The 20423-nt window shown below is 44.5% G+C and carries 24 protein-coding genes; 16 read left to right on the plus strand and 8 right to left on the minus strand.

All coding sequences use genetic code 11. The annotated features are described in order from the left end of the window. The first annotated feature begins 1 nt into the window (after nt 1). Together BM415_RS02335 and BM415_RS24945 are read left to right on the plus strand one after the other, a co-directional pair. Nucleotides 2–601, plus strand: coding sequence for a hypothetical protein (locus tag BM415_RS02335; RefSeq protein WP_091154154.1), 600 nt, complete (start codon nt 2–4; stop codon nt 599–601). Nucleotides 602–628: 27 nt separating this feature from the next. Next, on the plus strand, nt 629–787 hold the full coding sequence (locus BM415_RS24945) for a hypothetical protein (RefSeq protein ID WP_170862343.1): 159 nt from the start codon (nt 629–631) through the stop codon (nt 785–787). A gap of 70 nt (nt 788–857) precedes the next feature. On the opposite strand, the gene BM415_RS02340 is transcribed toward BM415_RS24945, so the two are convergent. Beyond that, the gene (locus BM415_RS02340; protein WP_091154156.1) at nt 858–2114 is read right to left on the minus strand and encodes a CYP152 family fatty-acid peroxygenase CypC; all 1257 of its coding nucleotides are present in this window, start codon (nt 2112–2114) and stop codon (nt 858–860) included. Between the two features lie 168 nt (nt 2115–2282). Then, the gene (locus tag BM415_RS02345) at nt 2283–2999 is read right to left on the minus strand and encodes a metallophosphoesterase family protein (RefSeq protein ID WP_285850032.1); all 717 of its coding nucleotides are present in this window, start codon (nt 2997–2999) and stop codon (nt 2283–2285) included. A gap of 325 nt (nt 3000–3324) precedes the next feature. Here BM415_RS02345 and BM415_RS25755 point away from each other — a divergent pair, with 325 nt between their 5' ends. From BM415_RS25755 to BM415_RS02360, 5 genes are all read left to right on the plus strand, one after another. Continuing rightward, complete coding sequence (locus BM415_RS25755; protein ID WP_280142841.1) at nt 3325–3453, plus strand: hypothetical protein; 129 nt, start codon at nt 3325–3327, stop codon at nt 3451–3453. Nucleotides 3454–3675: 222 nt separating this feature from the next. Next, a complete protein-coding gene (locus tag BM415_RS02350) occupies nt 3676–4086 on the plus strand; it encodes an HAD family hydrolase (protein WP_280142842.1) in 411 nt (136 codons plus the stop codon). Further along, nucleotides 4080–4226 (plus strand): hypothetical protein, encoded by a 147-nt coding sequence (locus BM415_RS24950; protein WP_170862344.1) that lies wholly within the window; start codon nt 4080–4082, stop codon nt 4224–4226. Before BM415_RS02350 ends, BM415_RS24950 begins: the two co-directional genes overlap by 7 nt. Nucleotides 4227–4279: 53 nt before the next feature. Continuing rightward, entirely contained in the window at nt 4280–4804 is a 525-nt protein-coding gene (locus BM415_RS02355) for a hypothetical protein (RefSeq protein WP_091154164.1), read from the plus strand. A gap of 118 nt (nt 4805–4922) precedes the next feature. Continuing rightward, complete coding sequence (locus BM415_RS02360; RefSeq protein WP_244533120.1) at nt 4923–5201, plus strand: hypothetical protein; 279 nt, start codon at nt 4923–4925, stop codon at nt 5199–5201. A 277-nt stretch (nt 5202–5478) separates the two neighbouring features. Here BM415_RS02360 and BM415_RS02365 read toward each other — a convergent pair whose 3' ends face one another. Further along, nucleotides 5479–6711 (minus strand): RtcB family protein, encoded by a 1233-nt coding sequence (locus BM415_RS02365; protein ID WP_091154168.1) that lies wholly within the window; start codon nt 6709–6711, stop codon nt 5479–5481. A gap of 115 nt (nt 6712–6826) precedes the next feature. Further along, nucleotides 6827–7486: a pentapeptide repeat-containing protein gene (locus BM415_RS02370; protein WP_091154170.1), complete on the minus strand. Its 660-nt coding sequence runs from the start codon at nt 7484–7486 to the stop codon at nt 6827–6829. 436 nt (nt 7487–7922) lie between these two features. Here BM415_RS02370 and BM415_RS02375 point away from each other — a divergent pair, with 436 nt between their 5' ends. The 3 genes from BM415_RS02375 (at nt 7923) to BM415_RS02385 (ending at nt 11538) form a co-directional block, all read left to right on the plus strand. Beyond that, on the plus strand, nt 7923–8471 hold the full coding sequence (locus BM415_RS02375; protein ID WP_091154172.1) for a hypothetical protein: 549 nt from the start codon (nt 7923–7925) through the stop codon (nt 8469–8471). 564 nt (nt 8472–9035) lie between these two features. Beyond that, nucleotides 9036–10334, plus strand: a complete 1299-nt coding sequence (locus BM415_RS02380) for a GntP family permease (RefSeq protein ID WP_091154175.1) — start codon at nt 9036–9038, stop codon at nt 10332–10334. Between the two features lie 64 nt (nt 10335–10398). Next, nucleotides 10399–11538, plus strand: coding sequence for a glycerate kinase family protein (locus BM415_RS02385; protein ID WP_091154177.1), 1140 nt, complete (start codon nt 10399–10401; stop codon nt 11536–11538). A gap of 182 nt (nt 11539–11720) precedes the next feature. Here BM415_RS02385 and BM415_RS02390 read toward each other — a convergent pair whose 3' ends face one another. Beyond that, nucleotides 11721–12755: a CdaR family transcriptional regulator gene (locus BM415_RS02390; protein WP_091154179.1), complete on the minus strand. Its 1035-nt coding sequence runs from the start codon at nt 12753–12755 to the stop codon at nt 11721–11723. A gap of 227 nt (nt 12756–12982) precedes the next feature. On the opposite strand from BM415_RS02390, the gene BM415_RS02395 reads away from it, so the two are divergent. Together BM415_RS02395 and BM415_RS02400 are read left to right on the plus strand one after the other, a co-directional pair. Then, entirely contained in the window at nt 12983–13852 is an 870-nt protein-coding gene (locus BM415_RS02395) for a serine hydrolase (RefSeq protein WP_170862345.1), read from the plus strand. 30 nt (nt 13853–13882) lie between these two features. Next, nucleotides 13883–14452, plus strand: a complete 570-nt coding sequence (locus BM415_RS02400) for a histidine phosphatase family protein (RefSeq protein ID WP_091154186.1) — start codon at nt 13883–13885, stop codon at nt 14450–14452. A 316-nt stretch (nt 14453–14768) separates the two neighbouring features. Here BM415_RS02400 and BM415_RS02410 read toward each other — a convergent pair whose 3' ends face one another. Together BM415_RS02410 and BM415_RS02415 are read right to left on the minus strand one after the other, a co-directional pair. After that, nucleotides 14769–14993 (minus strand): sulfurtransferase TusA family protein, encoded by a 225-nt coding sequence (locus tag BM415_RS02410; RefSeq protein WP_091154190.1) that lies wholly within the window; start codon nt 14991–14993, stop codon nt 14769–14771. Between the two features lie 12 nt (nt 14994–15005). Further along, nucleotides 15006–16067, minus strand: a complete 1062-nt coding sequence (locus BM415_RS02415; RefSeq protein ID WP_091159006.1) for a YeeE/YedE family protein — start codon at nt 16065–16067, stop codon at nt 15006–15008. A gap of 351 nt (nt 16068–16418) precedes the next feature. Between BM415_RS02415 and BM415_RS24620 the strand changes: the two genes are divergently transcribed. Beyond that, nucleotides 16419–16748 carry a hypothetical protein gene (locus BM415_RS24620; protein WP_139236939.1) on the plus strand — a complete coding sequence of 110 codons (330 nt, stop codon included), beginning with the start codon at nt 16419–16421 and terminating at the stop codon, nt 16746–16748. 13 nt (nt 16749–16761) lie between these two features. Here the strand turns inward: BM415_RS24620 and BM415_RS24625 are convergent, their stop codons facing one another. Continuing rightward, nucleotides 16762–16941, minus strand: a complete 180-nt coding sequence (locus tag BM415_RS24625; protein ID WP_139236940.1) for a hypothetical protein — start codon at nt 16939–16941, stop codon at nt 16762–16764. A 63-nt stretch (nt 16942–17004) separates the two neighbouring features. Here BM415_RS24625 and BM415_RS02425 point away from each other — a divergent pair, with 63 nt between their 5' ends. The 3 genes from BM415_RS02425 (at nt 17005) to BM415_RS02435 (ending at nt 20267) form a co-directional block, all read left to right on the plus strand. Continuing rightward, complete coding sequence (locus BM415_RS02425) at nt 17005–17520, plus strand: SRPBCC family protein (protein ID WP_091154194.1); 516 nt, start codon at nt 17005–17007, stop codon at nt 17518–17520. A gap of 232 nt (nt 17521–17752) precedes the next feature. After that, complete coding sequence (gene codB, locus BM415_RS02430) at nt 17753–19030, plus strand: cytosine permease (protein ID WP_091154196.1); 1278 nt, start codon at nt 17753–17755, stop codon at nt 19028–19030. Continuing rightward, nucleotides 18999–20267: a cytosine deaminase gene (locus BM415_RS02435; RefSeq protein ID WP_091154198.1), complete on the plus strand. Its 1269-nt coding sequence runs from the start codon at nt 18999–19001 to the stop codon at nt 20265–20267. The genes codB and BM415_RS02435 overlap by 32 nt, the downstream gene beginning before the upstream one ends. Nucleotides 20268–20423: the final 156 nt, after the last annotated feature.

Genomic DNA, 20423 nt, shown 5'->3' on the forward strand with positions numbered 1-20423 from the left:
GATGAAAAACAGAGCGATATTAGATGGAAGGAAGAAAAAATATAAAATTGTATTGATCATAGGTTTACTGATTTTTCTAGGATATGTGCTTGCTGTCCTTGCGGGGATCTTCTCATTTCAGTCACAGACCCATGAAAGTATGGGTGAAACGACACCGAATGAAGACGTAAAAATGTATATTCTAAGCGGCAGCGGAGATCTGTGGGATGTTAAGGACTATACAATTCTGATTGGAGCAGGCCAGATTATGAGAGGGAAAGCACAGCTGTCCTACATGGGGGATTCCGAGGATCTTCAAAAAATTCGCCACTTTGATGTGAGCTTCTACGAACAGCTGGACACGGGCAGCAGAGAAAATGTATTTGGCTGGTCAGCGAAGGCTGTAGATGAGGCTTCAATGGAAAGTATTGATATCGAAGATAATGTGAAGCAGCTTGGCACCAATACCGGGAGTTATGCGTATGATGAGCTGAAGAAGAATGCAGATACCTATGAGTCTACAGCTGTATTAATTACATGGGAAGATATTGAAGGCCGATCATATTCAGATACAGTGGAGCTATCGATTTCCCATTCTGCTGAATTATTGGACAAGCCATAGACATTAAATGAATGAGGGGTTGAAGGTTTGAAATATGTAATTTCAACATCGCATCCACATGGGGAAGCCCTATCTGCTGGTGGATATTGGTCATTAGAAGGGAAAACTCTAGAAGAGGTTCAAGCTGTATCTTATGTAGAGTGGTCAAAGGACTGGATTCACAAATATAAAAATATGAAAAGATGAGCGTAGAAGTTTACGATCATCTTTTCATATTTTTCAATAACCGTATTGGTTGTAATGAAAAATGAATTCTCTATACCGCCTTCACATTGATCATGACTATACGACTGTGCGGCAGAGAGGGCATCTTATGGAAGCTGAAGCTCAGATCCTGCTGTGGGATGTCATACTCCATTTTGTTCGCGAGATAATCGAGACTTTCCTTCATGATTTCGATTGTGATCCATTCTCCGGCACAGCGGTGTCCGGTGTAGTGATCTCCGCCGCCTTGCGGAATGAAATTGAACGGACTTCCGTTCCAATCCCGGAAGCGATCCGGTCTGAACTTCTCAGGATAATCCCACAGATCCGGGTGATGGTTCGTACCGTACAGATCAAGCAGAGTTAGAACACCCTTCTCAAATCTATATCCTTGCCAAGTAAAATCCTTGGTCGGACGTGCAGGCAGGAACGGGAAAAAGGGATAGAATCGGCGTACCTCCTGCACAAAATTCTGGAGAGCGCCTTCCTCGGCCTTCGTGAGCTTTTTGCGTTCCTCAGGCTGCTGAATAACCGCGAGTGCCGTGAAGCAGATATAAATGGCTATCGCGACGATCGGGCGCAGGATGTTAATGATTTCTACGGCAGCAGTTTGTGAATCGAGAAGTTCTCCCTGCAGATCACGGTGCATGGCGAACGTGTGCAGTGTGCTCTGTTCGGGTGCTTCTATTTCACCTGCGCGAACTTGCTCAACCAAGCCGCTGATCCATTTTTCCGCCTTAGTGCGGGTGTTCTTGCCCTTCATGTGCTTCATACCTATCGCAGCGGTTGCTTCAATCATAGCACCAAACCAAGCTGCCTTTTCCTGTGCTTCATCTTCTCGCAAAGGCACACCTGCCCACTCGCAGGCAGCCCGGCACAGAAGCTCCTGTGCCTCTTCGTAGAGCTGCACCTTCGGCATGGACTCCCACCGCTGAGCTGCGAGAGCCCAGTGCTTGCGAGTGATTGTCCGCATTTGGGCAAGGGCTTCCTTTGACATGACGGACATGAACATGTTTTTGCGATGATGATGTTCTTCTCCGTCCAAGGTTTGAACGCCGCCTTTACCAAATAGAGTGTTGATGACCCGCTTCGGCGCTGCGCCAATTCTTTCAAATTTATCGTTGTCATAGAACAGCTTGGCGGCTTCCTCTCCCCGCAGACAAATCGCGCGTTCACCAAGAAGCCTTGTTTCAAAAATATCTGACTGAAAACCAATCGTCCGATTTGTTATGTATAGATAGCCTTCACGCAGTACACTTAGACTGTGGTCCAGGCCTTCTTCTTTAGGTATGAGCTTCTCTTCAGCCAATGTTTACGCCTCCTTAGTAAGGGGAATGACAAGATACATCAATAAGTACCCTTCTCCAGTAGAATTAAACAAGACAGAGAGCTTTATGTATTATGTATACAAAATAGTTATATATAGCTACGAACTTAGAGCTTAGAGAGAACGAATCTATTATGTGCAGCGAAGCGGCTATTGAGGCAGCTTAGCCCCTTTGAACACTGAATAGGTCTGATATGTGCCATCCTCCGCAATTTCGAGACAGTTCAGCTGTTTACCATAAGCACATGCACCGTCAATCCCAATCTTATCTTCCTGAAACCAAATGCTGGCCGTTTCGTGCAGATGCACAGTCGGTGTATGACCAAAAATGACCGGTTTATCCAGATTCGTTGGATGATGATGAAAAAGCTCACGTATCCATATAAAATCCTCCTCCGGCTGTTCTTTGAAATCCGCATAGAATGGATTAATGCCTGCGTGGACGAACAGATGGGTGTCGGTTTCATAGTAGTAAGGCAAGCTTTGAAGAAATTCCAGATGTTGAGGATAATGCTCCATAATATAGGCTTTGGCTTCTTTATAGGCATTTTTATTAAAATGGTGATCCTCGAAGTAGGAAACTCCCATATAGCTCTCGATCGTTTGGTAGCCGCCGTTTTTTAGCCAGCGATCATCCTCCTGCAGCAGCATCGCATCCAGGAACAGCTGATCGTGATTTCCCTTTAGTGTAACGACACCATATTCCTGATGAAGCTGTATAATTTGGTTGAGTACTTCCTTACTGTTCGGTCCGCGATCTACATAATCACCGAGGAGTATGAGCTTGTCCTGCTCTGATATGTAATTTGCTGTATGCAGCAATGCGTTAAATTCATCGTAGCAGCCATGAATATCACTGATGACCAAGGTTCGAATAGCAAGCTCTCCTTTCCAGATATATCTTGTTACAGCAGCCTACATTATAGCTAAAAGAAATTATATATCAAATAGTGGAAAATGACGTTGTTTTCTGTAATTTAAGATAAATATACTCGGATGGCAACAGGGAGAGGAAGCTATTATCGCTGGACAGATGCTGTACCTCGCCAAAATGCTCAAGGATCAGGATTTCATTACGGCATCCATACCAAAAAGAAAGTAGTAAGGAATGAATTCTGCCTTGCCTGTCGTTTATAACTCTCTTTAAACGTTTATATAAGTATCAAGATAACAATTAAGGGAGAGACTTCATATGGCAGGAAATAGAGAACATCTTACCAAACGCAAGAAGAAGATCACTGTCGGAATTATTGTTGCTGTTCTATTGTTAGCTGCATTTATGCTATATTACTTTGGTAATTTTACAGCTGTAGATGTTTAGGATCGTAAATAGGATATAAGATTCAGCTTGAATCCCCTCGCATGTGAATGCGGGGGTTTTTGAGTTGAATACATTAGTGTAGAATAATAGAAAAACCAATATTTTCAACATAATCTAAAGGTTAGAAATTATCGAGTTCGCGTCGAAAGTATAGTCCGCAGATTCAAACAAGAGCTCAGGGAGTCGTTATGGTCTGGTCGTGTTTCGGAAGCGGAATTCTACGTGTGGGTAAGAAGGCAGAGCAAACAATTAAACCAAAGTGATGAGTTAATGAGGAGGATAGTACAAGCGCATTTGAGGCTTTTGCCTGCTGCGGAATGGGTAGCGAAATGGTCTGAAAAAGCTAACATACATATATTAAGTAATCACAGACATGAATGGTTAACTCCAGTATTGGCACCGCTTATGCCCTATATTACATCCTGTACCATTTCGAGCGAGGTTGGCATGTGCAAACCGGATGCTTCTATATACAACAATTTGCACGACAGGCTGGAACAATTTGTAGAGATCTATTTTGTTGATGATCAAGAGCGTAATTTGATTCCTGCAAGAGAGAAGGGATGGGAGACTATATTGGCAGATTCGGACGGACAGTGGATTGAGACAATTAATGAGCTATTAAAGTGCTGAGCCAGGAATCTTCCGCCTTCGATATGAATACGGTAGTATGTGTACTTGATCAGATCATGATGTTGATTGCCTCGCTGGTGACGCTTCTGTCCGGCATTCATTATATCGTGAATAATCTGAAGTTATTGAACCGGGATTAAAGTTACTATTCTCGATACTTGAGGAAATAAGAAAACTAAAGGGGGCACTTTATTTGGATATTCAAGTAAGCGAGCTGCACGAACGATTTAAGGCATCCAATTTACCATCCAGATACACCATTCATGAAGCGGACACACGATTGAAAACCAAATTTGGTGTTGTTGTAGTGAATCCACTAGAAAAGACGGATTTAAAAAATGACCCTCTAATCCAGTACGATCATATCGTAAAAATCTATCATGTGAATAACAGTCAGATGCTTTCATCCATATTTACTTCTCAGGAGCAAGAGATGATAAAGGAAATGCAGATCGCACATAAAATGGATTCATCCGATGAGGATTCCCTAACAGGTGCAGAACGGCTGTGGAGAAAGATAAGGCAGGGCAGACTGCTACGGATCATTATAGAAAGTGAAGATAGACAGTACATTTCTGGGTTTACACTTCAGGGGATGAGCCAGCAGCTGCAGCAGGAATTATACATACTAAGAGGTGTCCATAAAGCAGAATGCCATTTAGGTAACGACAATTACGAAGCCTATCTTAAGCTCCTTCATCAACGTGACTATATCTAGCGAGAGTCCATGGATGAAGGACGGCTTTTGACGAAGTCAAAGGAGAGTGCTGATATTGAAAAGGTTTATATTCATTCCGGTGTTAATGGTGATTTTATCCACCTTAGCAGGTTGTAATTTGATTTCATCTAATGAAAAAACATCGCTCGAAATGGTGGCATACAGCAGCCTTACAGATGAAGAGCAAGATTTAATACCTGTCAGTCCAAAGGATTCCATTGTAGAGAAAGTAAGCGTTAACGAGGAGAACGAGTCCTATATGTATAGTAACGCAGGCCATGACCACGTGTATGCTGTAACTTTTAATCATACCGGCACGGATACTATGGGAGATCTCGTAGTTTATGTTGACTTGGATAATGAAACCGTTGTTGGCAAAGGATTTACACGCAGATAGCTTCATCAGATCTGTGTAGAATTCCTCACTAAATAAGGTAAGCGCGGATAAGTTTGAGATACATAAGCTTCTTTTTTCATATATAATCCTTCCTTACTATGCAACATATGCAACTCTAGCAAATAAGGAATGTGTAATATCATTAGAATGCATAGATTGATAGAATTAACATATAGAAGGGGCAGTTCCATCCACGATTAGTAGCTGAAATGAATAGATAGCCATAAAAAAGAAGCACTCTATTACCCCGAAAGGTAATTGTGTGCTTCTCTTCAAATTAATTACTCGCTTTGAAATTGTACAGCGGCTTAATAATCTCTACAATCTCCAATGCATCTGCTGTATTCTCTAGAATCTCTTCCATAGGCTTGTAGGCCATGGGCGCTTCATCGAGAGTTGCGGTGCTTACGGATGAGGTCCATACCCCGCGCATGGTGTCCTTGAAATCGTTCATATGCAAAATATCCTTGGCTCTGGAACGGCTCATCAGTCGTCCTGCTCCATGCGGGGCTGAATGATTCCAGTCTGGATTGCCTTTGCCAATAGCGATAATGGAGCCGTCACGCATATTAATAGGGATGATGACCTTCTCACCTGCTTTGGCAGAGATAGCCCCTTTGCGAATAATTTTGTCCTCTGGATTAATATAGTTATGGATAGTCGTAAATTTCTCTAGTTTACTATAGTTCAAATTCAAGAACTCCGAGATGGCTCTGGACATCCCTTGCCGGTTTAAGAGGGCGAATTCCTGCGCTGCATACATGTCTGCTAAATACTCATCGGCCCCGGCTCCTTCTAGAAACATGAGCGGTTTGGGAACCTGGTACACTTCCATCAGCGCTTTATATTGATCAATAACGGCAGGGATCGCCTCGAGATTGCCTGATTTTCTGAGTAGACCGATCTCCTCGTTTTGCAGATGTGTCAGGTCCTTGATGCGGTCTGTGCAGTAGAGCTCGGCTTTTTTCTGATGATATTTGGCTACCTGAAGTCCAAGATTGCGGCTTCCGGAATGGATTACCAAGATTTTGTTGCCTGCCGAATCCTCATTAATTTCGATAAAATGATTCCCCCCACCAAGACTTCCCACACTTCGCAGATGCTTCTCGTAAATCGTACCTGTTTTACTTGCGATGTTCTCGATTTTTTGCTCCAGCACGGGCTTATGAATAGGGTGGGCGACTTTTTGGTGAATGGAATGGCCATGCGGCACTTGATGACGTATAAAGTGATCCAGCTCTTCAAAATGAATATCGATCGGTCCGAGATATGTCACTTCCATTCCGCAGCCGATATCCACACCGATGAGGTTGGGGACGACGCGGCCCGCAAGCTCTGCGGTATATCCGATCACGCAGCCTTTTCCTGCATGGGTATCGGGCATGATGCGGATCTGGACACCTTCAAATGCCTTCTGATTGCACAGCTCAAGCACTTGAGCATATGCCGTTTCATCGATCGTATCCGTAAAAATTTTGGCCGTGTTGTATTTTCCAATTGCTTCAATCATATTGATAACTCCTTTTACTTTGCAAACGCGAAAAACCATGATTGTAATAATATAACATTGATCTATTTCTGACAGGAATAAAAAACCGTTTAAATTATTTTTTCTGTGTGATGAATTACTCCTTGATGACCAGACCAAATATTTTGGAGAACAGAAGTGCCTGTGCCGGTGCAATAATGCAGCCCTGCAAATCCTCCATCGTCACACCGAGGTTGAAAAATTCAGTTTGGCTAAGATCGATGCCTTTTAGCTTCGCACCGGTGAACTGTGTACCGTCAATCATGCAGCCGATCAGCTCAATGCTGGCAAATTCCGAATGATAAAAATCCGACTTGATGAGCGAGCATTCCTGAAAAGAGATATTTTTCATGTTGGCAAAACGAAACGTTGCATAATCTCCGGCACACGCTTGAAAAGACACATTCCGCATCGTTGCAGCGGTAAGGTCGATCCCGATAATTTTGCAATGCGTAAACTGAACCCGATGCAGGACGGAATCACTGAAGTTGACATTGGATAAATCACAGTTCTTGAAGACGACATCTGTTAATTCTGCATGCAGAAGAGAGGTACTGCTGAAGGTGATGTTCTCAAATACCATCTGATCAAAGGTTACTTTCTCGGCTATGACATCCATGATCTCTTCATCCTGACACAAGGCCTGGCCATATTCAGCGCGGTCCAGAATCGTCGAATTAGCCAGTTTAACGGATGAGAGCTGCTTGGGAAGCTTGGGTTTGGCGATTTTGACAGGTTTAGTTTCGGAATGGGACATGATACTCCTCCGTTCATTTCAAATAACTCACATACACATTGATTTTCATTGTATCAGAAATAGCAGCTTTAGCTGACGGTTGACTGGCATATAAGCTGAGATATGGGGTGAAGATTTAATTCAATCAAGTTATAATATGGGAATCCAATCGAACGAAAGAAGCAGTCTAAGAAGCATCTATCTTATCGAGGGCTGGTTGTCTATATGTCAAAACAACAAACTACGGAGGAGCGTTTGCGAGAACTCGGGATAAAGCTTCCTGCGGCGAGCAATCCGGCATAAGAAAAAGTTCGAAATTCCTCGTTAATTGTGATGGTTTTTTGTCTAATAGATATACAAGCTTCATCTTCATGCCCAAACATTCGAAGATTAGGTATGAGCTTGTTATAATAGAGGATAATATCACCCAAGCATATAAATGAGGGAGTTATGAACGATGAAACAACAATTACTGACAGAATCATGGAAAACAGCATATAAGATGGCGGCTTCCTTCTTTAAGTCAAATTGGTCTCTTCGTGACTATCCGATTGAAATTATAAATCAAGAAATTCAACCTGAGTCAGACTCCTATTCTAAAAAGTATCCTTGGGAGGCCAGAGTACTCAATTGGTACTGGATGCGAGGCGAAGGAGACACGAGGGAGGAGGCCTGCTCAAATCTGCAGAGAAATTTTGAAGCCTATTTGGAGCGGGGCGGAGAGCTTCCTCGGCCGGGAAGCAAGGCGGGCATCGTATATGCAAGCGTAGATCAGATTAATGAGCTGGAGCCCGAAGGGATTATCTTTTTCAAAGAAATCTTTGGGCTGGAGTATTACGGCATGTTCATTTCAGACGATGCATCCCTGTTTGATTTTTGTGACTCAAAATTTTCGCTTCTCAAAAAGATTACCCGGATTCAGGAGAAGTATGGAATTACGGTCAGTGATGTGGAAGGACTTCGCATTGTTGGAATTCTCCAGCGGATGAAGGAAGCGGGTATCTAAACCTTATTTAGGCAGATTGCCATCCATTACGTTAACATTCACATAAACCTTCCTAACATCTAATTAGACACAGTAAACAGTGACCCTCGAACATTAGCCCTACAGAAATACATCTTTCTTTAAACAGTTCCTTCGGAACTGAGGGAGAGGTGCTTTGCCTTCTGAAAATATATCACTTTGGTCCTGAGCAGGGTGAGATGCATGAAACAAGAAGTCAAACAGGTCTAACCGCATTCGTATTAGAAGGAGATCTATCAGACCTCAAAATGAAGGAAGTTGAATGGAATAATACCTAGACCGCAGAACTAAGGAATACATAGAGAAAGAGATCTACAGGGAAGAAAACTGGTTGACTGGTACTGATAAGAATATACTCATAGGAGAATGATCAAAGCGGAGCGCAGAGCTCCGTTTTTCTTTTGTAATTAAAACGAAGTAGTATTGTGCAAATGCACAATAAAAATCGTCCGTTTATCAATATCTCTTAACTTAAATTCATCTTATACTGAAAGCGTATTCAAAAAGAAAGCGAATTCATAAATAAACATAAGGGGGCATACAAAGATGGACGGATTAACCATCAGTTGGATCGGGGCGCTCGTCGGGCTTGCCATTGCGATCATCCTCATCTTGAGAAAGCTGAATCCGGTGTATGCATTATTTCTAGGCGCGATAATCGGGGCGTTGATTGGCGGAGCCAATCTGCAGGAGACCATAGATGTACTGGTCAGTGGAACACAAAGTGTCATGGGTACGGTTCTGAGAGTGCTCGCCGCAGGGGTTCTGGCCGGCGTAATGATGGAGTCAGGTGCAGCCGAAACAATTGCTCAGGCGATTGTGAAGAAATTTGGCGGCGGCAAAGCGATTCTCGCCCTTGCCCTTGCCACGATGATTATTACTGCCGTAGGTGTATTTATTCCCGTCGCAGTACTGATCGTCGCACCGATTGCTTTGTCCGTGGGTAACAAAATGGGCATTTCGAAGATTGCTCTATTGCTTGCCCTCTCGGGCGGGGGTAAGGCAGGGAATATTATTTCACCTAACCCGAATACGATTGCAGCGGCAAACGGATTTAATCTCGATTTGAGTCAAGTAATGATCGCAGGCTTCATTCCTGCTCTGTTCGGACTCGCTGTAACGGTAATTGTAGCATCCATGCTCAAAAATAAAGGTGTGATGGTATCGGCTGAAGAAGCGGTAAATGATGAGGAAGTCGATACTTCCAAATACCCGCCGCTCAAAACAGCCATTGTGGCACCGCTCGTCGCTGTCGTGTTGCTCATGATCAACCCAATTGGTTCTATCCTGGGCATCGATTTGCTTGCCAGCTTTAAAGTAGACGCAATGTATATCCTGCCGATCGCAGGGATTATCGGGATGCTGGCGATGGGAAAAGCAAACAAAATCCTGGACTACTCCGCTTCCGGACTTAATAAAATGACCGCAACGGTTCTCATCCTGCTCGGTGCAGGTGGAATTGCAGGACTTATCTCAAATTCGGATCTATCCACACAGGTCGTAGGTATTATCGAAGCTTCCGGTATTTCAGGTACTTTCCTTGCACCGATCGCAGGTATTTTGATGGCCGCAGCAACCGCTTCAACTTCAACAGGTGTTATCCTGGCAACCGGATCATTTGGTGAAGCCATCCTGAATATGGGTACTGCACCTCTTGCAGCGGCGGCAATGGTTCACACAGGTGCGACTGTTATTGACTCCTTGCCGCAAGGTAACTATTTCCACGTGACCGCAGGAAGTATGAACATGACGATTAAGCAGCGTATGGGACTTGTGCCATATGAAGCGATTGTCGGCGGTACGATGGCAATTGTAGCTACATTGCTCTACGGATTTTTATTATAAGAGCAGCTAAGAAATTAAATTCACTTTTATGAGAATAAAAAATATGAACTTATGAGGTGAGAGAATGCAACAACCGACATTTTTGCTGGCACCCGATTCTTTCAAAGAAAGCATGACGGCAAAGGAAGTCTGTGTAGCAATGGAGGCAGGCTTGCGCAAAGCATTTCCAGAAGCGAATTATGTACATGTTCCTATGGCAGATGGCGGAGAAGGAACCGTTCAATCTCTCGTTGACGCAACAGGCGGTAGAATGGTGGAAAAAAAGGTCGCAGGACCGTTAGGTGAGACCGTTACCGCAAAGTACGGAATTATGGGAGATGGCGTGACGGCTGCGATTGAGATGGCCTCCGCAAGCGGGATTCATCTGGTAACGAAGGAAACGAAAAATCCTCTGATTACAACTACCTATGGCACAGGTGAACTGATTAAGGAATGTCTTGATCAAGGTATCAAGAAGATCATTATTGGTATTGGCGGCAGTGCAACAAACGATGGCGGTGCGGGTATGGCAGAAGCGCTTGGTGTGAAGTTTCTGGATGAGGAAGGACACACGCTGCCGCGCGGCGGCGGGAGTCTCGGTAAACTTGCCACGATCGATACAAGTGAACTGGATGCACGCCTTGCAGATGTAGAAATCATCGTTGCTTGTGATGTTACGAATCCACTGTGTGGAGAAACGGGAGCCTCGCATGTCTTTGGACCGCAAAAAGGAGCAACTCCAGAGATGGTGCTCACGCTGGATGCTAATCTTGCAAATTATGCAGCGGTAGTTAAGGAACAGCTTGGCAAAGAAGTGCGTGACATTCCTGGAGCAGGTGCTGCAGGAGGACTTGGCGCAGGCTTGCTTATCTTTACACAGGCGACGCTGCAGCGTGGAATCGACATCGTCATTGAGTACACCGGACTTCGCAGCAAGCTGGCATCTGCGGATTATTGTCTCACCGGGGAAGGCGGTATGGACTTCCAGACCCAATTTGGCAAGACGCCTTATGGTGTTGCGAAAGCAGCCAAGCTGGAGGGCAAGAAAGTTATTGCACTGGCTGGATATATTGGTGAAGGTGTTGAAGTGTTATACGAAGAAGGAATTGATGCGATCTTTGGCATCGTGCCAGGTGCTTCAGATATCGAGAAGCTGTTAGCTGATGGACCCAAGAACGTGGAGAGAACCTGTGAGAACATTGGCCGGATCTTGAAGCTGGCTTAGCACCAAGCCAGAGTGATATGCAGAGTAAGGATAGGATAGATAAACAGAGTAAAGTAGAGAGAGATTAATTAGGAGCAGTTAGAGAGTACGAGAAGGAAAATAGAGAATAAAGAGAAGCACACACAGTGTAAAAAAACGCGGTGTGTGCTTTTTTTGATATGTTAGCTGGGGGAATGCCTTGTTTATTTATACAGCGCGAGCAGTCCATGAGTCAGCTCAAACAAATCAAGCGTATTTCTCGGGTCCTTGCCCGTAAGATCGTGGATTCTCTTCAGTCGGTATTGCAGCGTGTTTCGGTGAATCGTAAGCTCTGCGGAAGTGTCGGATACACTGCAGTTGTTATTGATATATACTCTTAGGGTATCGAGCAGATCTACGGATTCCTTGTCCTCCAATTTGGTTATGAGATGCTCGGAGCCGTTAAGCTCAGTCTCGCTTAATTTCACCAAGAACTCGATCTGATCATATAGAATGATCCGTTCGGGAAGATGCAGGGCATGGGCTGCCTTCATTGCGGATTTGGCTTGATGATAACTGTCTGCTATATGGGCTTCATGCCGTGAGACACTGATCTTAAGCATAGGCTGGCTTTGCAGCAGCTGCTTGATTACTTTCTTAATCTCTTTCACATCCTGAACAAGAATGATGCATATATCTTCCTCAATGATAAAGGAAGGATACATAAGAAGAATATTGGAAATATCAGCATTCATCCCCGCATGATCAATATATAGGATGGTTGTCGGCAGCAGCAGGTCAATGTTGTAGGCGAGCGCTTTTTTCTGCAGCTTCTGCGAGTAGATTCCTTGATGGTGCAGCAGTACCTCTAGAAATGCCTTTTTTCGATTAGCTTCATTTTGCATCGATTCTAGTGCCATCCCTTGCTCAATCAGCAGCACGACGGTTGTTCTTACAATGCTGCAGAAGGGGCGTACTTCCTCCGGGCTGCCCGAGATGCCGATAACGCCTACGCGGACTTGATTAATAACGATGGGCTCATTCGTTCCCTTTTTTTCATAACGCTGATCCTCCCATACCTCCACCATTTCCCCGCTTTCAAGCGCTTTGATGGCTCCGCGATGCTCTGTGCCAATTCGGCTGGGATGGCCGCTGCCAATAATAATGCCTTTGTCATTCATAATATTGATATTATACGGAATGTCCTTCATCATGCGGTCTACAATATCTTGTGCTAATGCCTCGGATAATTGATACATTTTCTTCCCTTTCTAGTGTATAGCTTCTCAGCTTCATGCCTATCTAGTCTATCTAATCAGAAGTATAGCTTATTTTGTGCAGTTGAACGAAGGGTTGTGAGAAGAACATGTGAATAGAGAGTGGAGGGAGCCTATCCTTTTTTGAATAAAATATGGTAATCATATCTTGGTCGATGTTAACATATTGGAAGCTGCTGAAACTTTATCATGTAAAGGAGCTGTTCCTAATGCTGAAATCTTCCTCAGAGGACTTATGTGCAGACTCGCTTCATCACATCATGAAACAGCTTCATCCGATGATAGAACAAGCCCATCAAGGTGGCATACGTGTGACGGTCAGTGTGGTTGATCTAAGCGTTAATGCAGGAAATGTAGGCTTCTTGATCGGATCAGAAGAGCAGTACAAATCAGCAAGCACGATCAAGCTGGCAATTGCCTGTGCGCTATTGCAAATGGTTGATCGGGGTGAGATATGTCTTGAAGATCAGACTGTCGTGAGAAATGAGGATGTAGTGGGAGGCTCGGGCTCGCTTCAGCAGGAAGTTATGCCTTTGAGAGCTACCATAGGAAGGCTGGCAAGACTCATGATCGCACAGTCAGATAATACGGCAACGAATGTCCTAATTGATGTCGTTGGTTTTGAGCGGGTAAGAGCTTTGCTAGAAGGACTTGGGATACACCGGACGCAGCTGGGACGCAAAATGTTTGCACCTGTTCATTCTCCTGAATTGGACAATTATGCAGATGCTCAAGAGCTCACGCGTCTTCTTAAACTTGTATATCAAGGGGAGCTTCTCTCGGAATATTCTCGCCGGCTGCTGCTTATATGGATGTCCAAACAAGAGGTGAATACGAAATTTGGTGCTGTGCTTGGTGACATGCTGATCGCACATAAGACAGGAGAAGCGGGCAATGTTACACATGATACAGGGTACTTCTTGATACCAGGCAGAGAGCTTGCCGTGGCGGTGATGACAGAGGTTATGACAACGGAAATATATGAGGAAGCTCAGCGTATCGGTAATCCCGTGGTTCAAAGAATCGGCAAGGTCATTTATGATCAGCTGCTGAGCGACCGTCAAGAATTGGATGATTGAGATAGATTCCGTGAACAGGAGTGATCTCACATGGAGCTCGTGTTTATTAGGCATGCTGAAGGGGAACATACCTCGGATTGGCCCAACCAGCTGCATATGATGCAGCCTGCTTTGACAGAGAGCGGGATTCAGCAGGCAGAACAAATGGGCACTCTGTACCCGCTTAGTTCCGAAGATGTCGTCGTAGCAAGTCCTACAAGAAGAACCATAGAAACGGTAAATATATGGAGTAAGGACATCTCTATACAGAAATATGTTACGCCGCTTCTCGGGCCAAGAATGTTTCCGCAAAATCCAGAGTGGGAGCCCCTTGGCTGCGATAAGATATACACTTTGGATGAGCTATCCACTTACTATCCTGAGTTTACAGTTTTGTCGTCCGAGCAGGCGCTCTGGAAGGAAGGAATTAATACCATCTCCACTGAGCAATTTGAATATCAGGCAGACAAGTTTATAAGGTGGATCAGCAGCTTTAAGAGAACAGTATATTGTGTCAGCCATGATGGGACCATTAATAGCTATCGGCAATTTATTGGGGAGCCAGACGTCACGAGAAATGATTTTTTAAGGGAAATCGGCATCTTCAGAATTAGGATCTGAGCACCCATAGACAAACAAAATGAATGAAAGTGAGATGATATCGAATGCAAACAGCAGCCTCAGCGTTTGGATTTTTTGGTTTGTTAATATACTTAGGTACACTTGCACTTGGAATATACTGTCTCATATTATTTATCAAGCTTGCTCGCCGTGGAATCAAAGCATTAGATATCTATCTGAATAAACACAATGATCGTGGGGATTATGGAGACAGAAGTAATAATTAAATTCTAATGAAATCAAACTCTTGTTTACTCAAAAAAAAGCGATCCTGATCAGTTAGCCTGAAAGGATCGCTTTTCATATAAGCTTTAGCTTATTTCTTCTTCACAGTGATGGTCCAAGAGGCATCGTCCAGCTGCTCGTAGTTGGAGATGGTGTGTCCATCTTCAGCAGCCCAGCGCGGAATGCTCTCTGTCGCTTGTGTACAATCAAAATCAATGACGAGCTCGTCGCCGCTATTTAATGTTTTGATCGCTTCTTTTGCTTCAATTAGTGGAAATGGGCATACCATTCCGAGAACTTGTAGTTTCTGTTGCATGTTAAATTCCTCCTAAGCAGTTGCAGTTGTTGAAGCGGCGGCACCAGCGCTCGCTTTTTTGCGTGGACGTATGAATACAAAATAAGATGCAGTCCATGTACCCAGAATCATAAAGACCAGAGAAATCCAGCCCTGCCATGTCATCATTGCCGTCATCACGAGACCGTTACCGATGGAACAGCCTCCGGCCCAGCTTGCGCCAAAGCCCATAAGCAGTCCGCCGCCGAAGCTGGTTACGGCTGTCTTCGCATCCGGAGCGCGGAAGCGGAATTCCTTGCTTGCCTTCGCAGCAGCAAAGGATCCAAGGAAAATACCAAGAACGAGGAAGACTCCCCAGTTGATAAACCCGTCATCGCCGGTTACGAGATACTGCAAGATATTTGCGGAAGGTGTAGTTACACCCAAGCCGAAGTTTCTTCCTGTATCTGCGCTGAGCGGCCATGCAAGCAGGGCAATAAGTCCGATCAGAATAGCAGTGACAAACGGATGCCAGCGTTTCTCGAACAAGAGGTGGGCAATACCCTTGCGTTTAGGCTTCAGTGTTGGAATGAACACTTTCGGCTTGCGCAAATGTCTCACTACCAAGAATACCGTAACGGCTACCAGTAATACAATAAACGGCCATACCGACAGACCAAACGTTGCGGGAATGGAGTTCGTGGTCGTGGCAACCTCATTTAAGCTGGAGTTAACCGGAGACAGGGGACCGGACTTCATAATCGCGGCCATAGCCATGTAACCGAAGAGCGCAATCCAGCTGCCGATCAGACCTTCACCTGCACGGTACCAAGTGCCTGTCGCACAACCTCCTGCAAGAATAATGCCGATACCAAAAATAAACGAGCCAAGAATGGTGGCTACCCATGAAAATTCCCCAGCATCATATTGAAGGACACCTGTCTGAATTAATGCGAATACCCCGATACTTTGTACAGAAATTGCAATAAGCAGCGCATAGAACATGCGATTGTCTTTGGCAATGTACATATCTCTGAATCCGCCTGTCAGACAGAACCGGCCGCGCTGCATGACGAACCCCAGCAGGGCGCCGCACAAAAGTCCTGTAATGACCATTTGTAACAACTTGCTCACTCTCCTTATTCTCATAGCATTCATTATTAAATACTAGTAAACTACTATGCTTTCTTTGTATTCTGATTCTAACATATAAAAGTGCAACGTCAACAGTGTATCTTCAACCATAAAATCCATAGATTAGAAGATATTCCACATATAAGTATGATATATTTTGAATAGGTCCGATTTCCGTAAGGAGAGTGCTATTTTGATCTAATGTAAAGTGTATTTAGTAAAACCCAGAGTACGGATCGAACATGACAATGGGAATGGCGATAAGATCGAAGTGTTATTAAAAGAACCATCCAAAGGTTACAAGACCTTGATAATGATAAGGATATGAAGCGATTGATCGAAAGCGGCAGGTTTGATCCATCTTCGATGCAAATGACATTTACAATTACTGATGATGAGAAAACGATTATCCGGTTGATTTTCGAAGTGGATATAATATTTTGGAAGAGTTATTTAGCAGCAATAGAACAAGTAGGAAGGAAACAAATGCTTAACCAAAGACGTCTAACAAGTAAGAGTTATCACATGCAGCGTATTATTGCTTGGCGGAGGAGAGAGTCCCTGGATGTACGCTTACGGCAAGATTATAGTTTTGTTGTTATACAATTTCATCCTCTCATTACTTACGTATTATTGGCTCCGTTTGCTTTATTGGTTAAGTGAAGGAAATGTCCCGCTATTTCTCGTGATTGCTTCCCTGGTTCTTATGCTGCTGGCGTGGATACCAGGCAATCTGTTGTTCATCAAAAGGATGAAGATCCGTGTATCCCACGCTCTTCTGTGGATCGGATTGGTTATCCTTATTGTCCTGTATGAACCGATTGTTATGCCTCTGTACAAACATGCGGTTAATCATCAAGCGATGCTTCAGTCATTTGATATTTTGTTATATTTCAGGAAATGAAGGAGCTGAATCGGTATGGTTTCACTGGAAACGAGCATCATCATCCAGGCACCAATAGAACATTGTTTTGATGCTGCCAGAAATATCAGTCTTCATCCCAGAACGGTATGGAAGCATACCAGAGAGCAGGCTGTGGCAGGAGTGACTAATGGCTTCATTGAATCTGGACAGACAGTAACCTTTGAGGCCACTCATTTTGGCGTCAGACAAAGATTGACCTCCGAAGTGACAGCTTACAAGCGTCCGCTATATTTTACTGACGAGATGCAATCAGGTGCTTTCCGCAGCATGACACATCAGCATTATTTCTCATCCATAGATCACGAGTATACCCAAATGAAGGATGTACTTATATTTGAAGCCCCTTTTGGCGTGTTGGGAAAAATGGCGGAACGATGGGTACTTGAGTCGTATATGAAGCGATTCCTAGAGCATCGGAATGAACAGTTAAAACAATGGCTTGAGAGTGGAGAGTTCAGCAAAATTCGAAGTATGGATAATAATTACATTGACACAGGACTGATTATCTAAAATAATAGAACGTAATTAAATACTGGTACCTTTAAATCAGTCCAGAGAGGCTGGCAAGGACAGCGGATTTTCGTAATCGGCGTGAAGTAGGGCATATTCTATCTAGAGATGCTCTGTATATTCGCGCGGATTATGATGTATAAATGAGGCTAATTGTCAGTGAAACGACGGCAATTAGCCTCTTTTTTCTGCTCTTTTTGGTATCAGGAAACTTTTATTTGGGGGTATTCTGATGAGTAAGAACGATCAAGAGTTTTCGTTGCAGGCGGTACCGAGAACGCAGAGAAATCATTTTTGGAAGACACTATCTGTTATGCTGGGCTTTACTTTCTTCTCAGCAAGCATGCTGGCGGGCGGAGAGCTGGGCATTGGCCTCAGCTTCACGGAGTTCATGCTGATCGTGCTGGCAGGAAATCTGGTGCTCGGTATTTACACGGGCGCACTCGCACATATCGCAGCCAAGACAGGGCTCTCAACCCACTTGCTGGCTAAATATTCTTTTGGTGAAAAAGGCTCCTATCTGCCTTCCTTCCTGCTTGGCTTTACACAGGTCGGCTGGTTCGGCGTAGGCGTGGCAATGTTTGCTGTTCCTGTAGCGAAGGCAATGAACTGGGATGTAAATTTACTCATCTTCATCTTCGGTCTGGCGATGACGGCGACGGCGATCTTTGGTATGAAATCTTTAGTTATTCTGGGCTACATTGCAGTTCCGGCTATTGCTATCCTCGGCAGTTACTCGATGTTAAAGGGCGTTGATACACTTGGCGGGCTGCAAGGCTTGCTTGAGTACACACCAACACAAACCTTGTCCGTGGCCGCGGCTATGACGATCTGTATCGGATCATTTATAAGCGGGGGGACACTGACTCCGGACTTTACCAGATTTGCCAAAACGTCTAAGCAAGCCGTCATTGCAACGGTGATTGCATTTTTTCTAGGGAATTCATTGATGTTCCTGTTCGGCGCTGTGGGAGCGATGGCATATAACCTGGCCGATATTTCAGAAGTCATGTTCCTGCAGGGTCTGCTCATTCCGGCGATTATCGTACTGGGCTTGAATATTTGGACGACCAATGACAATGCTTTGTATGCATCGGGTTTAGGCTTTGCGAACATTACGAAGATTTCCAAGAAGTTCTTTGTTATTATAAACGGGATTGTCGGCACGGTGTTTGCAATGTGGATGTACAACAATTTCGTCGGCTTTCTAAATGTACTGGGTGCGGCTGTTCCATCCATCGGTGCCATCATTATTGCAGATTATTTCTTCGTCAAACGCAGAACGTACAAGGAATATGCCACCATGAACTTTAAAAAGGTAAACTGGCTGGCGATGCTCGCTTGGGCAATCGGGGTTGCTTTTGCACAGCTCGCTCCAGGTATTACACCGCTTAATGCGCTGATTGGTACAGCAGTCGTGTACATTGTACTCATGTCCGTATTCTCTACAAAAGTATCTAAAGAAAAGGTGATGACAAATGATCATACAGAACGCGAAATTGCGGGGTAAAGAGGGCCTGTGGCATATCCTTGTGAAAGACGGTAAGTTTGAACAAATTACACAGGAGCCGGTAACTGGCACTAACGATGAGGTGCTGGACGTCAGCGGTTCACTTGTACTGCCTCCATTCATCGAGCCGCATATTCACCTCGACACGACCTTGACAGCAGGTGAGCCGGAGTGGAACCTGAGCGGAACGCTCTTTGAAGGAATTCAGCGCTGGTCGGAGCGCAAGGCATCGTTGACGCATGAGGATGTGAAGACACGCTCCAAGACAGCGCTCAAATGGCAGATCGCTCAAGGCATTCAGCATGTCCGTACTCATGTCGATGTAACTGATCCAAGCCTGACCGCAGTCAAAGCGATGCTGGAAGTGAAGGAAGAGATGGCACCTTATGTGGATATCCAGCTGGTGGCTTTCCCTCAGGAAGGGATTCTCTCGTATCCGAATGGGGCCGAGCTGATGGAGGAAGCACTGAAGATGGGCGTTGATGTGGTCGGCGGAATTCCGCATTTCGAATTTACGAGAGAATATGGCGTAGAGTCGATGAAGATTGCGTTTGATCTTGCCGAGAAATACGACCGGCTCGTAGATATCCACTGTGATGAGATCGATGATGAGCAGTCCCGGTTCGTAGAGGTTGTGGCAAAGGAAGCCTATGAGCGCGGATACGGTGCACGCACGACTGCAAGTCATACGACAGCAATGGGTTCCTACAATGATGCCTATACGTATAAGCTGTTCAGATTGTTAAAAATGGCCGGACTGAACTTTGTCTCCAATCCACTGGTGAACATCCATCTTCAGGGACGTTTTGATACGTATCCGAAGAGAAGAGGACTGACGCGTGTCAAAGAGCTTCAGGAGGCGGGTCTTAATATTTGCTTTGGGCATGATGATATTTTTGATCCATGGTATCCACTCGGAACAGGCAATATGCTGCAAGTGCTGCACATGGGAATCCATGCATCACAGCTCCTTGGCTACGATCAGATCGTCAATTCGATCGACCTTATTACTACAAACAGTGCAAAAACACTGCACATCGAAGATAAATACGGAATCGAAGCCGGGAAGCCGGCAAGCTTCATCGTTTTATCTGCAGAGAATGAATACGAGGCTGTCCGCAAACAGGCTGCAGTTCTGTATTCCTTCAAAGAAGGCCGTAAAATTGCGGAAACGAAACCGCAGGAAACTTCAATTGTATTAAATGAAGGTCCAGAGAAAGTAAACTTTAATCGATAAATGATTTTGAATCATATACATTAACCTGTTAGAAAACCTGTATGGAGCGCTCCATGCAGGTTTTTTCCTTATTCCTGAGCTCCGCACACAGGGCCACTCCATGATTGATCTTAATGGAAAAGAAAGGCATTGAATTGTATACTCTAAATATACAAC

Source organism: Paenibacillus sp. 453mf (assembly GCF_900116105.1).
GTDB lineage: Bacteria > Bacillota > Bacilli > Paenibacillales > Paenibacillaceae > Paenibacillus > Paenibacillus provencensis.

What these genes read in the sequence shown, in the direction of transcription:
- BM415_RS02335 (WP_091154154.1), top strand. Translation starts at nt 2, where the DNA reads ATGAAAAACAGAGCGATATTAGATGGAAGGAAGAAAAAATATAAAATT.
- BM415_RS25755 (WP_280142841.1), top strand. Translation starts at nt 3,325, where the DNA reads ATGGCAGGAAATAGAGAACATCTTACCAAACGCAAGAAGAAGATCACT.
- BM415_RS02365 (WP_091154168.1), bottom strand. Translation starts at nt 6,711, where the DNA reads ATGATTGAAGCAATTGGAAAATACAACACGGCCAAAATTTTTACGGAT.
- BM415_RS02370 (WP_091154170.1), bottom strand. Translation starts at nt 7,486, where the DNA reads ATGTCCCATTCCGAAACTAAACCTGTCAAAATCGCCAAACCCAAGCTT.
- BM415_RS02375 (WP_091154172.1), top strand. Translation starts at nt 7,923, where the DNA reads ATGAAACAACAATTACTGACAGAATCATGGAAAACAGCATATAAGATG.
- BM415_RS02380 (WP_091154175.1), top strand. Translation starts at nt 9,036, where the DNA reads ATGGACGGATTAACCATCAGTTGGATCGGGGCGCTCGTCGGGCTTGCC.
- BM415_RS02385 (WP_091154177.1), top strand. Translation starts at nt 10,399, where the DNA reads ATGCAACAACCGACATTTTTGCTGGCACCCGATTCTTTCAAAGAAAGC.
- BM415_RS02390 (WP_091154179.1), bottom strand. Translation starts at nt 12,755, where the DNA reads ATGTATCAATTATCCGAGGCATTAGCACAAGATATTGTAGACCGCATG.
- BM415_RS02395 (WP_170862345.1), top strand. Translation starts at nt 12,983, where the DNA reads ATGCTGAAATCTTCCTCAGAGGACTTATGTGCAGACTCGCTTCATCAC.
- BM415_RS02400 (WP_091154186.1), top strand. Translation starts at nt 13,883, where the DNA reads ATGGAGCTCGTGTTTATTAGGCATGCTGAAGGGGAACATACCTCGGAT.
- BM415_RS02410 (WP_091154190.1), bottom strand. Translation starts at nt 14,993, where the DNA reads ATGCAACAGAAACTACAAGTTCTCGGAATGGTATGCCCATTTCCACTA.
- BM415_RS02415 (WP_091159006.1), bottom strand. Translation starts at nt 16,067, where the DNA reads ATGGTCATTACAGGACTTTTGTGCGGCGCCCTGCTGGGGTTCGTCATG.
- BM415_RS24625 (WP_139236940.1), bottom strand. Translation starts at nt 16,941, where the DNA reads ATGATTAACCGCATGTTTGTACAGAGGCATAACAATCGGTTCATACAG.
- BM415_RS02425 (WP_091154194.1), top strand. Translation starts at nt 17,005, where the DNA reads ATGGTTTCACTGGAAACGAGCATCATCATCCAGGCACCAATAGAACAT.
- codB (WP_091154196.1), top strand. Translation starts at nt 17,753, where the DNA reads ATGAGTAAGAACGATCAAGAGTTTTCGTTGCAGGCGGTACCGAGAACG.
- BM415_RS02435 (WP_091154198.1), top strand. Translation starts at nt 18,999, where the DNA reads ATGATCATACAGAACGCGAAATTGCGGGGTAAAGAGGGCCTGTGGCAT.